The organism is Streptomyces sp. NRRL F-5123 (genome assembly GCF_000721495.1).
Taxonomy (GTDB): Bacteria; Actinomycetota; Actinomycetes; order Streptomycetales; family Streptomycetaceae; genus Actinacidiphila.
Genome location: NZ_JOHY01000002.1, coordinates 163790 through 178769 on the forward strand (window position 1 = coordinate 163790; position 14980 = coordinate 178769).

Annotated in this window: 14 protein-coding genes and 1 tRNA gene; 8 read left to right on the top strand and 7 right to left on the bottom strand. The window is 73.6% G+C overall.

The genetic code is table 11. From position 1 onward, the window contains the following. The first annotated feature begins 102 nt into the window (after positions 1-102). From IH54_RS0102540 to IH54_RS0102565, 6 genes are all read left to right on the top strand, one after another. Positions 103-549 (top strand): nucleoside deaminase, encoded by a 447-nt coding sequence (locus IH54_RS0102540; protein ID WP_031512531.1) that lies wholly within the window; start codon positions 103-105, stop codon positions 547-549. Positions 550-591: 42 nt separating this feature from the next. After that, a tRNA-Ser gene (locus tag IH54_RS0102545) sits at positions 592-678 on the top strand. A 165-nt stretch (positions 679-843) separates the two neighbouring features. Continuing rightward, complete coding sequence (locus IH54_RS45245) at positions 844-1050, top strand: hypothetical protein (protein WP_159011620.1); 207 nt, start codon at positions 844-846, stop codon at positions 1048-1050. Between the two features lie 19 nt (positions 1051-1069). Then, positions 1070-1363 carry a Dabb family protein gene (locus tag IH54_RS0102555; protein ID WP_031512532.1) on the top strand — a complete coding sequence of 98 codons (294 nt, stop codon included), beginning with the start codon at positions 1070-1072 and terminating at the stop codon, positions 1361-1363. A 239-nt stretch (positions 1364-1602) separates the two neighbouring features. After that, positions 1603-2442 carry a SigB/SigF/SigG family RNA polymerase sigma factor gene (locus IH54_RS0102560; RefSeq protein WP_043179697.1) on the top strand — a complete coding sequence of 280 codons (840 nt, stop codon included), beginning with the start codon at positions 1603-1605 and terminating at the stop codon, positions 2440-2442. Between the two features lie 172 nt (positions 2443-2614). Then, on the top strand, positions 2615-3454 hold the full coding sequence (locus tag IH54_RS0102565) for an RNA polymerase sigma factor SigF (RefSeq protein ID WP_031512534.1): 840 nt from the start codon (positions 2615-2617) through the stop codon (positions 3452-3454). 57 nt (positions 3455-3511) lie between these two features. On the opposite strand, the gene IH54_RS42745 is transcribed toward IH54_RS0102565, so the two are convergent. Further along, positions 3512-3709, bottom strand: coding sequence for a hypothetical protein (locus tag IH54_RS42745; RefSeq protein ID WP_031512536.1), 198 nt, complete (start codon positions 3707-3709; stop codon positions 3512-3514). A gap of 265 nt (positions 3710-3974) precedes the next feature. Here IH54_RS42745 and IH54_RS0102575 point away from each other — a divergent pair, with 265 nt between their 5' ends. Continuing rightward, on the top strand, positions 3975-5480 hold the full coding sequence (locus tag IH54_RS0102575; RefSeq protein WP_078861914.1) for an MDR family MFS transporter: 1506 nt from the start codon (positions 3975-3977) through the stop codon (positions 5478-5480). A gap of 198 nt (positions 5481-5678) precedes the next feature. Next, complete coding sequence (locus tag IH54_RS0102580) at positions 5679-6140, top strand: PPOX class F420-dependent oxidoreductase (protein ID WP_031512539.1); 462 nt, start codon at positions 5679-5681, stop codon at positions 6138-6140. Between the two features lie 188 nt (positions 6141-6328). On the opposite strand, the gene IH54_RS0102585 is transcribed toward IH54_RS0102580, so the two are convergent. The 6 genes from IH54_RS0102585 to IH54_RS0102610 form a co-directional block, all read right to left on the bottom strand. Then, positions 6329-8509 (bottom strand): ArnT family glycosyltransferase, encoded by a 2181-nt coding sequence (locus IH54_RS0102585; protein ID WP_031512540.1) that lies wholly within the window; start codon positions 8507-8509, stop codon positions 6329-6331. Continuing rightward, positions 8506-10134 carry a bifunctional glycosyltransferase family 2/GtrA family protein gene (locus tag IH54_RS0102590; protein ID WP_078861877.1) on the bottom strand — a complete coding sequence of 543 codons (1629 nt, stop codon included), beginning with the start codon at positions 10132-10134 and terminating at the stop codon, positions 8506-8508. Before IH54_RS0102590 ends, IH54_RS0102585 begins: the two co-directional genes overlap by 4 nt. Before the next feature lie 25 nt (positions 10135-10159). Then, complete coding sequence (locus IH54_RS0102595) at positions 10160-11764, bottom strand: sensor histidine kinase (protein WP_031512542.1); 1605 nt, start codon at positions 11762-11764, stop codon at positions 10160-10162. 116 nt (positions 11765-11880) lie between these two features. Further along, a complete protein-coding gene (locus IH54_RS0102600; protein WP_078861878.1) occupies positions 11881-12738 on the bottom strand; it encodes a response regulator transcription factor in 858 nt (285 codons plus the stop codon). Between the two features lie 934 nt (positions 12739-13672). Continuing rightward, a complete protein-coding gene (locus IH54_RS0102605; protein WP_031512544.1) occupies positions 13673-14395 on the bottom strand; it encodes an aminoglycoside 3'-phosphotransferase in 723 nt (240 codons plus the stop codon). A gap of 61 nt (positions 14396-14456) precedes the next feature. Beyond that, complete coding sequence (locus IH54_RS0102610; protein ID WP_031512545.1) at positions 14457-14975, bottom strand: GNAT family N-acetyltransferase; 519 nt, start codon at positions 14973-14975, stop codon at positions 14457-14459. Positions 14976-14980 lie beyond the last annotated feature (5 nt).

Genomic DNA, 14980 nt, shown 5'->3' on the forward strand with positions numbered 1-14980 from the left:
CACTCCCCTCCGCCCGGGGAGCCGCCCGGCCGACCACCGGGGGAGCCGCCGGGGGGCGCCGCGGGTCCGCACGACCCGGTGCGCGACCCCTGGACGGCCGCCATGCGGCTGGCCCTGGCGGAGGCGGAGCTGGCCCCGCTCACCGGCGATGTCCCGGTGGGCGCGGTCGTGCTGGCCGCGGACGGTACGACGGTGCTGGCCCGCGCCCGCAACGAGCGCGAGGCGACCGGCGACCCGACCGCGCACGCCGAGGTGCTGGCCCTGCGCCGGGCCGCCGCCGCGGTGGGCGAGTGGCGGCTGACCGGCTGCACGCTGCTGGTCACGCTGGAGCCGTGCGCGATGTGCGCGGGCGCGCTCGTGCAGTCCCGCGTCGACCGGGTCGTCTACGCGGCGACCGACACCAAGGCGGGCGCGGCCGGCTCGCTGTGGGACCTGCTGCGCGACCGCCGCCTCAACCACCGCCCCGAGGTGATCGCCGGCGTCCTCCCCGAGCCCGCCGCCGCCCTCCTGACCGCCTTCTTCCGCTCCGGCCGCCCGCTGGACCGGTAACGGATTTCTGCGCACGCCCCGGCGTGGGCTAAGCTCTCTCTCGGTAGCGTGTCCGAGCGGCCTAAGGAGCACGCCTCGAAAGCGTGTGAGGGGGCAACTCCTCCGTGGGTTCAAATCCCACCGCTACCGCTCCCAGCGCGAGCACAGCGCAGCGACGCCCGTCGACTCCCCGTGAGCCGACGGGCGTTCGGCGTTTCCGGGCCGCGACCAGCGGGGAGGGCGTTCATCGGATCAAAGGTCCGGTGGACGCCTTGTTGCGCCATCTGACGGATAGACTCTGTGGATTGCACGCTTGTGACCGTTGGTGTGGGGCTGCGGCTGGGGAGGGCAAGGAGCATGGCGCAGGCGAGGAAGATCGCCACGTACGTGCTGGTGATCTTCGTGCTGTACACGATCATCAACCAGCCCGCCCGGGCCGCCGATCTGGTCCAAGTAGGCTTCGTCGGAATGTCGAACGCGGCCAAGAGCATCGGGCAGTTCATGCACGACTTGGTCAACTGACGAGTCGAGTGAGGGTGGCATGATCCGGCATCTGGTCCTGTTCAAGCTCAACGAGGGCGTTTCGCGGGACGAGCCGCGGGTGGTGGCGGGCGCACAGGCGTTCGCCGAGCTGGGCGGGCTCGTGCCCGAGGTCGCGTCGTGGGAGACCGGCTGGAACGTCTCCGACCGGCCCATCGCGTACGACTTCGCGATCAACTCCTCGGTCGCGGACGCCGATGCGCTGCGCCGCTACATCGAACACCCGGCGCACCAGGCCGCCGTCGCGCCCTGGACGGAATTCGCCACCTGGGTGATTGCCGACTACGAGTTCTGAGGCCCCGCGCCGGCCGCCGCCCGGCCCCGCCCCGGCCGCCGCCCGGCTCCGCGCCGAGCAGCCCCCAGCCCCCCGCCCCTCCCGGCGGGGGGCTCCGCTGTTTCCGGGGGCGGCGGCGGGGCCGCGGTCGTACAACACGGCACTATGCGGTGCTTGAACCCCCACACATGAATTGTGATGCTATGACCGCTTTTGCAGGATGAGTGGACCGAAGAACCGAAGAGGGGTGTGACGTGCCGGTGCCGGCCCGTACGGCGTCGACTGCGGCGACCGCGTCGACCTCCTATCCCCGCGGCAGGACGCGCACCCCCAGCGCCGGCGCGGCGGACGCACGGGCCCTCACCCAGGTGCTCTTCGAACAGATTCGCACACTCGAACCCGGCACACCCGAACACGCCCGGGTGCGCGCGGCGCTCATCGAGGTCAATCTGCCGCTCGTGCGCTACGCCGCCGCCCGCTTCCGCAGCCGCAACGAGCCGATGGAGGACGTCGTCCAGGTCGGCACCATCGGGCTCATCAACGCGATCGACCGCTTCGACCCGGACCGCGGGGTGCAGTTCCCGACCTTCGCGATGCCCACCGTGGTGGGGGAGATCAAACGTTACTTCCGTGACAACGTGCGGACCGTGCACGTACCGCGCCGGCTGCACGAGCTGTGGGTGCAGGTCAGCGGGGCCATCGAGGACCTGACCGTGCTGCACGGGCGGTCGCCGACCACCGCCGAGATCGCCGAGCGGCTGGGGCTGTCGGAGGAGGAGGTGCTCGCGTGCCTGGAGGCCGGCCGGGCGTACCACGCGACGTCCCTGGAGGCCGCCCAGGAGGGCGACGGCGCCCCCGGACTGCTGGACCGGCTCGGCTACGAGGACCCGGCCCTGTCGGGCGTCGAGCACCGCGATCTGGTGCGGCATCTGCTGGTGCAGCTCCCCGAGCGCGAGCGGCGGATCCTGCTGCTGCGCTACTTCGGCAACCTGACACAGTCGCAGATCAGCGCTGAGCTGGGCGTTTCCCAGATGCACGTGTCCCGGCTGCTCTCCCGCAGCTTCGCCCGGCTGAGGTCCGCAAACCAGCTCGAACCCTAACCGAAGAGGATTAAGTCACCTGCACAGATATGTCGACATGGCGCTACAGCGTGTTGCCGACATGTGACATTCTGCGGATACCGCGTTTGTCGCGTGCGCTCAGCCGGTATTCCAGTGGAGGAACAACCGGAACGACGCTCGCGACACCCGTCCGCGACCTCAAGGGGGTGGCATGTCCGTACAGGTGGGCAGTCCCAAGGTGCTCGACTCCGACGCAGCACCGCACGATGCTCTTCATCACGGCGAGGCCATCGACACCCGTACGCTGTCCCGCTCGCTCTTCCTGCGCCTCGCGGAAGTGCCGCAGGACAGCCCGGAACGCACCTACGTACGCGACACGCTCATCGAGCTCAACCTCCCGCTCGTGCGGTACGCGGCGGCGCGCTTCCGCAGCCGCAACGAGCCCATGGAGGACATCGTCCAGGTCGGCACCATCGGCCTGATCAAAGCCATCGACCGCTTCGACTGCGAGCGCGGGGTCGAGTTCCCCACCTTCGCGATGCCGACGATCGTCGGCGAGGTCAAGCGCTTCTTCCGCGACACCTCGTGGTCGGTACGGGTGCCGCGGCGGCTCCAGGAGCTCCGGCTGGCACTCACCAAGGCCAGTGACGAACTCTCCCAGCGGCTGGACCGCTCCCCGACCGTCGGCGAGCTGGCGGCCTGCCTCGGCGTGTCCGAGGAGGACGTGGTGGACGGCCTCGCGGTCGGAAACGCCTACACGGCCAGCTCCCTCGACTCCCCGCCGCCCGAGGACGACGGCAGCGAGGGCTCGCTCGCCGACCGGCTCGGCTACGAGGACGCGGCACTCGAAGGCGTCGAGTACCGCGAGTCGCTCAAACCGCTGCTGGCGCAACTGCCGCCGCGCGAGCGGCAGATCATCATGCTGCGGTTCTTCGCGAACATGACGCAGTCGCAGATCGGCGAGGAGGTCGGCATCTCGCAGATGCACGTCTCCCGGCTGCTGACGAGGACCTTGGCTCAGCTCCGCGAGGGGCTCACCGCCGAGGCCTGACGGGACGGAGTGGTCGGGCCTGCCTGGTGAAGCGCCGAGGCGCCCGAGGACCGAGGGCTACTTCATGGCGAGTACGACCACTCCGACGATGACGACCACCGCGACGACGATGCCGACGATCAGACCGACCCGCGGACGGGCCTGCGCCCGCTGCACCTCGACGGCCTGCGGCTGCTCGTCGACGAAGGCGCGGAACATCTGCGTGGAGCCGGCCGGGTCGTAGTTGTTCTCAGGGCTTTGCTGGCTACTCGACATGCCGCCTGACCCTAGCGTGTCGGCTCCGGCCGCCGCACCCCCCGCAGGCCCCCCATCTGCGGCAGTGACGCACGTGGCGTGCGCCACAGCCTCCCCATAGCACTTGCGCAATACAACCATACGAGCCTATGGTTGCTTCAGGCAATTAAGTGGAGGCCTGATGGCGACCCCGTCGACCAGGAGCGACAACCAGCTCCCCGACCAGTCCGGCACGACCGGACCCTCAGCTCACACCGCCCCGCCGGGCTCCCCGGACGGGGCGGTCATGTCCCACCGGCAGATCATGGAGGCGCTCTCCGGCCTGCTGCTGGGGCTCTTCGTGGCGATCCTGTCGTCCACCATCGTCTCCAACGCGCTGCCGCGCATCCTGTCGGACATCGGCGGCGGCCAGAGCGCGTACACCTGGGTGGTCACCGCCTCGCTGCTGGCCGTCACCGCCACCACGCCGATCTGGGGCAAGCTCTCCGACCTCTTCAGCAAGAAGCTGCTCATCCAGCTCTCGCTGGTGATCTACGTGCTCGGCTCGGTCGTGGCGGGCTTCTCCACCAACCCCGGCATGCTCATCGGCTGCCGCCTCGTCCAGGGCATCGGCGCCGGCGGCCTGTCCGCGCTGACCCAGGTGATCCTGGCCGCGATGATCTCGCCGCGCGAGCGCGGCCGCTACAGCGGCTACCTCGGCGCGACCTTCGCCGTCGCCACCGTCGGCGGCCCGCTCATCGGCGGTGTGATCGTCGACTCGGCGCTCGGCTGGCGCTGGTGCTTCTACGTCGGCGTGCCCTTCGCGATCATCGCGCTGGTCGTGCTGCAGAAGACGCTGCACCTGCCGGTCGTCAAGCGCCAGGTGAAGATCGACTGGACGGGCGCCTTCTTCATCACCGCGGCCGTGTCGCTGCTGATGATCTGGGTGTCGCTGGCCGGCCAGAACTACGCCTGGATGTCCTGGCAGTCCTACGTGATGGTGCCCCTCGCGCTCGTGCTCGGCGCGCTCTTCGTCCACACCGAGTCGCGCGCCGCCGAGCCCATCGTGCCGCTGCGGCTCTTCCGCAACGCCACCATCACCCTGACCTCGCTGGCCAGCCTCTTCGTGGGCGTCGCGATGTTCGCCGGCACCGTCTTCCTGAGCCAGTACTTCCAGCTGGCCCGCGGCGAGACCCCGACGATGTCCGGCATCATGACCATCCCGCTGATCGCCGGCCTGTTCCTCTCCTCCACTGTGACCGGCCAGATCATCACCCGCACCGGGCGCTGGAAGGTCTTCCTGGTCGCCGGCGGCCTGCTGCTCACCGCGGGCGCCGCGACGCTCGGCCTGATCCGCTACGACACCCCGTACTGGGAGGTCGGCATCTACATGGCGCTGCTCGGGCTCGGCGTCGGCATGATGATGCAGAACCTGGTGCTCGCCGTGCAGAACCAGGTGTCCACCGCGGACCTCGGCTCCGCCAGCTCGCTCGTGACCTTCTTCCGCTCCCTCGGCGGCGCGATCGGCGTCAGCGCGCTCGGCGCGGTCCTCGGCAACCGCGTCACGCACTTCGTGAGCAACGGCCTCGCCGCCCTCCACGTCAAGGCCGACTCCGGCGACAGCGGCGGCATCCCCGACGTCGCCCTGCTGCCCCAGCCGGTGCGCGGCGTCGTGGAGAGCGCGTACGGGCACGGCATCGGCGACGTCTTCCTCTACGCGGCGCCCTTCGCGCTGCTGTCCTTCCTGCTCGTCATCTTCGTCAAGGAGGTCGCGCTCAAGACCCGCAGCGGCCTGCAGCGCGCCGACGACTGAGCGTCCCGGGCGCTGCGCGCCCGCCCGGTGAACCCCCGTTCACCCGCCCTGTGCCCGACAGCGGAGAGGTCCAGGCAGCGGAGGTACGGGTGACGGGTCCCGGCGGCGGCCGAGGCAGGGGACGGCCGACGCCGCCCGCCGGGACCCCCGGTGCTCCCACGCCCGGCGGGCGTGGGAGCACCGACGTAAAGTGCTGGCATGGCTCCCAACATCGCCACCAACACCGCGGTCTCGCGGGAAGAGCTCCTCGACTTCGTACGCCCGCGGCACCGGGCGATCCTCCTCACCACCCGCGCGGACGGCCGCCCCCAGGGCTCCCCGCTCACGGCCGGCGTCGACGACGCCGGCCGCATCGTCGTGTCGACCTACCCCGAGCGCGCGAAGACCCGCAACGCGCGGCGCGACCCGCGGGTGAGCGTCATCGTCCTGTCGGACGAGTGGAACGGGCCGTGGGTGCAGATCGACGGCGTCGCCGAGGTGCTGGACGTGCCCGACTCCGTCGAGCCGCTGGTCGAGTACTTCCGCAACATCAGCGGGGAGCACCCCGACTGGGCGGAGTACCGCGAAGCGATGGTCCGCCAGGGGAAGTCCCTCCTCCGCATCACCCCGGAACGCTGGTCCCCCGTCGCCACGGGCGGCTTCCCGGCGCGGCTGGCCTGAGACCCGCCCGCCGGGTACGCCCGGGCTGCGCCTTGCGGTGGCCCGCGCGACCTTGCGGTGGGTGGGTGGCTTGTCGCGCAGTTCCCCGCGCCCCTGATTGGTTGCCCCGCGCGGCAGGAGCAGGCTCTTACCGCGCAGGGCAGGCGTTTTTCAGGGGCGCGTGGGCCGCCCCCGGCGGGCGGGGCGTGCTACGACGTCAGGTCGTACACCGTCGTCGAGCCCACCGTCTTCGCGGTGAACGTCGACTCGACCCATGAGGCGATGTCGGACGCGGCGGCGGAGCCGCCCATGCTCCCGCCGCCCATGCCGCCGCCGCCGATGAAGTAGTGGATGCGGCCGTCGGCGACGTACTTCTTGAACTGGGCGAGCGTCGGGGACGGGTCGCTGCCGTTGAAGCCGCCGACGGACATCACGGGCTTGCCGGTCGCGAGCTGGTAGCTCGCCTGGTTCTGCGAGCCGACGGCAGCGGCCACCCACGTGTACTTCCCGGCGTTCGCCTTGAGCAGGGACGTCATCGCGGAACTGACCTGCGCGCCGTTGAGCAGGCCGCCCATGCCGCCGGCGCCTCCCGCGCCGCCGGGGAAGCCGCCCTCGCCCATGCCGGGCGGGAACTGGCCCTGGCCGGTCTGCCCGCCGGGGAAGCCCTGCCGGCCTTGACCGGTCTGGCCGGTCTGGCCGGTCTGGCCGGTCTGGCCGCCCGGGAAGCCCTGGGCGCCGTTCTGGCCGGTCTGCCCGCCGGGGAAGCCCTGCCCGCCTGCCTGGCCGCCGGGCCCGCCCGGCGTGCCGCCCGGCATGCCGCCGCGGCCGCCTCCGCCGCCGCCCGGGAAGCCGCCGGACATGACGGCCGGGCCCGCGGTCACGATGGAGCCCTGGTGCGGGGTCGAGACGGTGTCGAGGGTGTACGCCACGGGCCCGCCGAGCACGGCGACGAGCCCGAGGCCGGCCGCGGCGGCGCCCACGGCGGCGCTCCGCACGTACGGCAGCGCGAGGAGCGCGACCGCGGCGAGGATGCCCGCGCCCAGCACCGCGGTGCGCAGCCACGGGTGCCAGTCGGGGGAGCGGTTCAGCAGCACGTACGCGACCGCGCCCGTACCGGCGACGACGGCGCCGAGAGCCGCGGCCGCGGGCAGTTCGCCGCGGCGCCGCCACAGCAGGACGCCGCCCGTCGCGCACACCGCGGCGATGTACGGGGCCAGCGCGATGTTGTAGTACTGGTGGAAGATCCCGGACATGAAGCTGAACGTCACGAACGTGACGATCAGCGAGCCGCCCCACAGCATGAGGTCGCCGCGGACCAGGTCGGTGCGGCGGGCGCGCCGGGTGAGCCACAGGCCCGCGAGGAGCAGCGCGAAGGCCGCGGGGAGCAGCCACGCGATCTGCCCGCCCATGTCGGAGCTGAAGAGCCGCCCGACGCCGGTCTCGCCCCACATGCCGCCGCCACCGCCCCCGCCGGGTCCGCGGCCCCCGCCGACGCTGCCGGTCTCGTTGCCGGTGATACGGCCGAAGCCGTTGTAGCCGAAGGTCAGCGACAGGAAGCTGTTGTCCTGCGAGCCGCCGATGTAGGGGCGGGAGGACTTGGGCCACAGCTCGACGATCGCGACCCACCAGCCGCCCGCGACGACCATCGCGCCACCCGCGGCGAGCAGCTGCAGCAGCCGGCGCGGCAGCCGCGCGGGCGCGCACACGGCGTAGACGAGGGTGAGCGAGGGCACGATCAGCCAGGCCTGGAGGGTCTTGGTGAGGAAGGCGAGGCCGAGCAGTCCGCCCGCGGCCAGCAGCCACCGGGTGCTCGCGTGCTCCAGCGCGCGCTGCACGCAGTAGATCGTGGCCACCATGAGCAGCGCGAGCAGCGCGTCGGGGTTGTTGAAGCGGAACATGAGCGCGGCGACCGGCGTGAGCGCCAGCAGCGCCCCGGCCAGCAGGCCCGCACCGGCGCCGAACCGGCGGCGTACGGCGGCGTTCAGCAGCGCCACGGTGCCGACGCCCATGAGCGCCTCGGGCACCAGGATCTGCCACGAGCCGAGGCCGAAGAGCCGTACGGACAGGGCCATCGGCCACAGCGCGGCCGGCGGCTTGTCGACGGTGATGGCGTTCGCCGCGTCCGAGGAGCCGAAGAAGAAGGCCTTCCAGCTCTGGCTGCCGGCCTGGACGGCCGCGGAGTAGAAGGAGTTGGCGTAGCCGGAGGCGCCCAGGTCGTACAGGTAGAGCACGAGGGTGCCGAGCAGCAGCGCGAGCAGCGCGGGGCGGGCCCACGCCGGGTCGGCGGTCCGGCCGCGCCACATCCGGCGCGCCAGGCGGGCCGCGCGGGCCTGCGCCGAGGACGGGCGGGCGGCGGTCGGCGCGTGGGGAAAGCCGGTCGTCGCGGTCATCGCGGGCTCCTGTCGGAGGGGTTCGGGGCCCCGCGGTCCGCGGTGCCGTAGGAGGTGGTGCCGTGCGGGCTCGCGCCCGGGACGGAGCCGTACGGACCGGCGCCGGAAACGCCGGGGCCGGAGCCGTACGGACCCCCGGGTACGCCGGGCGAGCCGCCGTGCCGGCCCGCACCCGGGACGGAGCCGTACGGACCGGCGCCGGAAACGCCGGGGCCGGAGCCGTACGGGCCCCCGGGTACGCCGGGCGAGCCCGCGCCCGGGACGGAGCCGTACGCGTCGGGCGCGGCGCCGTACGGGCGCGCCTCGGGCGCCGTCCCGTACCGCGTGGCCTCCGGGGTGGCTGCGGCGGCAGCCGCGGGGCCTGCCGGATCGGGGAAGACCCACGCGCGGAAGAGCAGGAAGCGCAGCACGGTCGCCGCGAGGTTCGCCGCGACGAGGACGGCCAGCTCGCTGCCGTGCGAGGGCGAGTCCGTCGCCGTGTGCAGCGCGGCGAGCGAGCCGCTGGTCAGGGCGAGGCCGATCGCGAAGACGACGAGCCCCTGCGCCTGGTGCCGCATCGCGCGGTCGCGGCCGCGTACGCCGAAGGTGAGGCGGCGGTTGGCGGCGGTGTTGCCGAGCGCGGACAGCAGCAGGGCGAGCGCGTTGGCGACCTGCGAGCCCGTGCCGAGCCGGAAGAGGGAGAAGAGCGCGAGGTAGACGAGGGTGCTGAGGACGCCGACGACGCAGAAGCCGACGAGCTGGCGGGCCAGCCCGGCCGGCACGCCGGACAGGTCGCGGTCGCGCGGGTCGTCGCCGAAGGGGCGGCGCAGCCGGTCCAGGGCGAGCCGGCCGGTGGCCAGCGCCCGGCCGACACGCCAGACACCGCGCAGGTCGTCCAGCGCGGTACGGACGATGTCGACGCTGCTGTCCGGGTCGTCGACCCAGTCGACGGGCACCTCGTGGATGCGCAGGCCCGCGCGTTCGGCGACGACGAGCATCTCGGTGTCGAAGAACCAGCCGGTGTCCTCGACCATCGGCAGCAGCCGCTCCGCGACGTCGCCGCGGATCGCCTTGAAGCCGCACTGGGCGTCGGAGAAGCGGGCGGCGAGCGAGCCGCGCAGGATCATGTTGTAGGCGCGGGAGACGAACTCCCGCTTGGCGCCGCGCACCACGCGCGAGGAGCGCGCGAGGCGGGAGCCGATCGCCAGGTCGGAGTGCCCGGAGATGAGCGGGGCGACGAGCGGCAGCAGTGCGTTGAGGTCGGTGGACAGGTCGACGTCCATGTACGCCAGCACGGGCGCGTCGGACGCGGTCCACACGGTGCGCAGCGCGCGGCCGCGCCCCTTCTGCTCCAGCCGGAAGGACGTGACCTCGGGCATCTGTGCGGCGAGTTCCGCGGCGACCAGCGGCGTCAGGTCGGTGCTGGCGTTGTCCGCGACCGTGATGCGGAAGGGGTACGGGAAGGTGCCCGACAGATGGGCGTGCAGGCGGCGGACGCAGGGGCCGAGGTCGTCCTCCTCGTTGTAAACGGGGATGACGACGTCCAGCACCGGGGTGGCGGCCGCGCCGCTCACGCCCTCGGCGGGCGCCGCGTCCGCGACCGGCAGGTGCTGCCGGGGCGGCAGGTTGCCGAGTGTGGTTCGCATACGCCGAGGCTCGGCGCCGGCCCTGTCACGACATTGTGCTGAGGCTGGGGACGGCCTGTGAGTGCGAAGAGGGCAGTGTGACGCTGAAGACGGTGCGTCCGGGCGCGCTCGCGAGCTCCACGGAACCGCCGTGCGCGGCCACCACGGACTGCACGATCGCCAGGCCCAGACCCGTACTGCCGCCACTGTGCGGTGTGCGGGTGCGGGAGGCGTCGCCGCGGGCGAAGCGCTCGAAGACGACCGGCTGGAGGTCGGCGGGGACGCCGGGGCCGTCGTCCTCGACCTGGAGCCGTACGGCGCCGCCGGGCAGCGGTGTGACGCGGGCGGTCACGGTGGTGCCGGGCGGGGTGTGGGTGCGGGCGTTGGCCAGCAGGTTGGTGAGCACCTGGTGCAGCCGCTGCGGGTCGCCGTCGACCACCGCCGGCTCGTCGGGCAGGTCGAGCCGCCACAGGTGGTCGCCGCCGGCCGCACGGGCGTCGCTCACGGCGTCCACGACCAGCGGGGACAGGTCGGTCGGCACCGGGTCCAGCGGGCGCCCGGCGTCGAGCCGCGCGAGCAGCAGCAGGTCCTCGACCAGGGTCGTCATCCGGGACGCCTCGGACTCGATACGGCCCAGCGCGTGCCGGGTGTCGGGGCCCACCGGCTCCCGGCCGCGCCGGGTCAGCTCGGCGTAGCCGCGGATCGAGGCGAGCGGGGTGCGCAGCTCGTGGCTGGCGTCCGCGACGAACCGCCGCACCCGGGTCTCGCTCGCCTGCCGCGCGTGCAGCGCGGAGGCGACGTGCCCGAGCATGCGGTTGAGCGCCGCGCCGACCTGGCCGACCTCGGTGCGCGGGTCGGTGTCGGACTCCGGGACGCGCTCGTGCAGGGCGACCTCGCCGCGGTCCAGCGGCAGTTCGGACACCCGGGTGGCGGTCGCGGCGACCCGGCGCAGCGGGTGCAGTGCGATACGCATCAGCGCCGCGCCCGCCAGGCCCGCGGCGACCAGGCCGGCCGCCGACACCGAGACCTCCACCCACATGAGGGTCGACAGGGTGTCCTCGGTGCCCTTGGTGGACAGCCCCACCAGGACGGTGCTGCCGTCCGTGCCGGGCTGCGCGGACTCGACGCGGTAGCCGCCGAGGCCGGGGACGTCGAGGGTGTGCGGGTGGCCGTCACGCGGTACGTCCGCGAAGGCGGCCGCCTGGGCGTTCGTGAGCGGGGAGGCGACGAGGGCGCCGCCGGACGAGCCGGACGAGCCGGTGGCGTCGGTCGCGCTCACCGCCGCCTGCGCGACCGCGCCGGACGAGGTCACGACCGCGCCGACCGTCTCGCGGGGCTGGCCGCCGCCGATGAGGAAGCCGAGGGGGACGGTGTCGCCGCGGTCGCCGCGGGCGGGGGCGGTGGGGGTGGTGGGGGCCCGCTCGTCGTGCGGGACGTTCACGCCGGGGAGCGGCCCGCCGGGGCCGCCGCCGGGGCGACCGGACGCGCGGACGGACAGGTCGTGCACCTTGCCGTCGAGCTGGCCGTACAGGAAGTCGTGCAGCGCGAAGATCGTGACGGCGCCGATCACCGTGCACACGACGGCGACGAGCGCCACGCACGACGCGACCAGGCGGCGCCGCAGCGACCACCGGGGGCGGGCGACGCGGATGGCGCGGACGCCGGGGACAGTGCGGCGCGAAGCGCCGCGGGCGGGGTGAACGGTACGCCGCTGGGCGCCGCGGGCAGCGCGGGCAGCGCGGATGGACCTGCCGGGGCGCGGCAGGGTCACGCGGGCTCCCCGGGCTTGATCAGATAGCCCGCGCCGCGCCGGGTGTGGATCATCGGCGCGCGGCCGACGTCGATCTTGCGCCGCAGGTAGGAGATGTACAGCTCGACGACATTGGCCTGGCCGCCGAAGTCGTACGACCACACGCGGTCGAGGATCTGCGCCTTGCTCAGCACCCGGCGCGGGTTGCGCATCAGGTAGCGCAGCAGCTCGAACTCCGTCGCGGTGAGGTGGATGTTGTCGCCGCCGCGGCTCACCTCGTGGCTGTCCTCGTTGAGGACCAGGTCGCCGACGGTCAGCAGCGACTCGTTGCGTACGGCCGCGGCGCCCGAGCGGCGCAGCAGGCCGCGCAGCCGCGCGACGACCTCCTCCAGGGAGAAGGGCTTCGTGACGTAGTCGTCGCCGCCCGCCGTCAGCCCGGCGATCCGGTCCTCGACGGCGTCCTTCGCCGTCAGGAACAGCACCGGCACGTCCGGCGTCTCGCGGCGCAGCCGCGCGAGGACCTCCAGGCCGTCCATGTCCGGCAGCATCACGTCCAGCACGACCGCGTCCGGCCGGTCCTCGCGCGCGGCGCGCAGCGCGCTCGCGCCGTCGCACTCCGTACGCACCTTCCAGCCCTCGTAGCGCAGGGCCATCGACAGCAGGTCGGCGAGCGGGGCCTCGTCGTCCACGACCAGGACGCGCACGGGGGAGCCGTCCGGGCGCGCGAGATCGGCGGTGGCGCTGGTGGCGGAGGCGCTGGCGGTGGTGGGGTGGGTGGTGGCGGCGCTGTGGCTCACGGAGCTCTTGGCGGCGCGGAGCGCGCCACCACCGGCTGCGGCGCCCTGCGCGGCGGGAGCGGGGGGTGTCGTCGTCATGGCCCCACCCTGTGGGCACCCTATGAAAGCCGTCTTGGCCGAATCTGTGAATCCTCTGAGAATTCGGCTCAGCGCTTTTTGGGTGGTGGGCGCTGAGGGGTGGGTGGTGCGGTTCGCTGCGCGGCCTTGCCGCCGGTGGGAGTTGCTCGCTCCGTTCTCCCCCAGCTTCGCCTGGGGCGCCCCGACGCAGCCGCTGTTGTTGCCCGGCGGGGCATCGCGCTTCTGCTTCGGTGGGTGGGGTCGGGGGCCACTCCGGGGGTACCTCCTCGGAATGCGCGTCTGACCTCTCCCCCAGCGTGACGGGGAGTCGATGCGCATTCCTGCGGGGGCACCCCCGGATCGTCCCCCTCCCGAGGCCTCGTCGGCGGCTGCCCGCCGGTGGGGGTGATGGCGGAGGGAGCGCGGTTCGACCCCACCCGCGAACGCGCCCCGCAGGGCGCCGACAGCCGACGTCCTACCCGCCCCGGGCCTCCCGCCGCTGGGCCCCTACCACCCGCACGGGCCCCCGCCGCTGAGGCGGCGTCAGGGGACGGCGGGGCAGCCCCCGGCTGCCGTGCACCCCACGAGGGGGCCGTCAGCCGACGTCCTACCCGCCCCGGGCCCCCGCCGCTGAGGCGGCGACCGCGCACGGCGGGCAGCCCCCGGCGGTGGTGCGCCCCCACAGGTCGACAGAAGCCAGCGCCCCCACCTGCACGGGTGGTGGGGGTGGGAAACACCCCGCGCCGCCAGGCGCGGGAACCCCCACCGGCGGTCAGCCGAGAGTCCACCGCAGCGGCGGGGCAGCCCCCGGCGGTGGTGCGCCCCTCGCAGGGGGACAGCAGCTGGCGCTACCACCTGCACGGGTGGTGGGGGGAAGCACCCCGCGCCGCCAGGCGCGGGCACCACCGCGGCGGGAAGCTGCAAGGCCCATGGCGAGGGCGGACCCCGGAGGGGGTCAGCTCAGGCCGCCGAGGCGGCGGTAGTAGGCGATGCGTTCGCGGTCGGGGGCGACACCGTAGGAGGCGTAGTAGAGCTCCTCCCAGCCGGGCCCGTAGTTGAGGGTCGTGCTCCATGCGCCGATCGCGAGATCGGCCCAGCGGTCGGCGAGACCGAGCGCCCCGAGGTCGACGTGGGCGGCCCACGAGCCGTCCGCGTCCAGGAGGGTGTTGGGCGCGCAGGCGTCCCCGTGGCAGACGACGAGCCGGTCGACGGCCGGCGGATCGGGGAGGTCGGCGGGCACGTCGGGGTGGCCGCGCCGGAGCTCCACCGACCAGCTGAAGGGGCACGCGTCGACCGGCAGCCGGTCGTGCAGCGCCCGCAGCCCGCGGCCCAGCGCGCGTACCGCGGTGCCCGGGTCGCCCTGCCACCGCGGGCTCACCGCGCTCTCGCCGGGGAGGCCCTCGGTGACGAGCCAGGACCCGTCGGGGTCGGACCCGTGGTCGACCGGGCGCGGGACGGGCGTGTACTGCGCGGCCCACGCCAGGCGCTCGGCCTCCGCCGCGAGGTCGAGGTCCGCGCCCGCGGGGGCCCACTTCGCGTACAGCTCGCCCTCCCCGAGCCGGAAGGCCGTACCGCCCCGGTTGTTGAGCCACACGGCGACGGCAGGACGCCCTCCCGCGACGCGCGCTATCGGCGCGGGCACGCTCACCTCGCCCTGGGGCGGTCCCGAGATCTCCATCCGGGCATGCTGCCCCCGGCCGCCTGCGGGCGGCCAGTGATTTTCCGCCCGGGCGGGGCGGTCAGCGCCCGGTGGGGGTGGCCTGCAGGTCGGTGCGCCAGTCGTTGCACGTCATCCAGCTGCCCTTCGGGTACTCGAAGGAGACCTCTTCCAGGAGTTCGAAGCCCGCCTTGCGGCAGACCCCGTTCGAGGCGGGGTGGTCGACGCTGGGGAAGGCGTGCAGGTAGCGGTTGCCGTCCCGCTCCCGCGCCACGCGGACGACCTCGCGCGCGGCCGCCGCGGCTATCCCGCGCCCCTGGAATTCGGGGAGCACGCTCCAGCCCGCCTCCCACACCGGGCCGCCGCGCCACTCGCGCTCCCAGAAGCCGATAGCCCCGGCCGTCTCGCCCTCGGCCGTCACGACCCTGAACATGCCTCCCTTCGGCAGCTCCAGATACCGCCGGTGCCGTGCCGCCAGTGCCTCCGCGCTCTCGGGGCCGCCGAGGTGGTCCGTCATCTCCGGCGTGTTGGTCCGCTCCAGCAGCCGGAAATCGCCCTTGTCCCAGGCCGCCAGGTCCACTCGCGTCACGTTCTGCGTCATGGAGA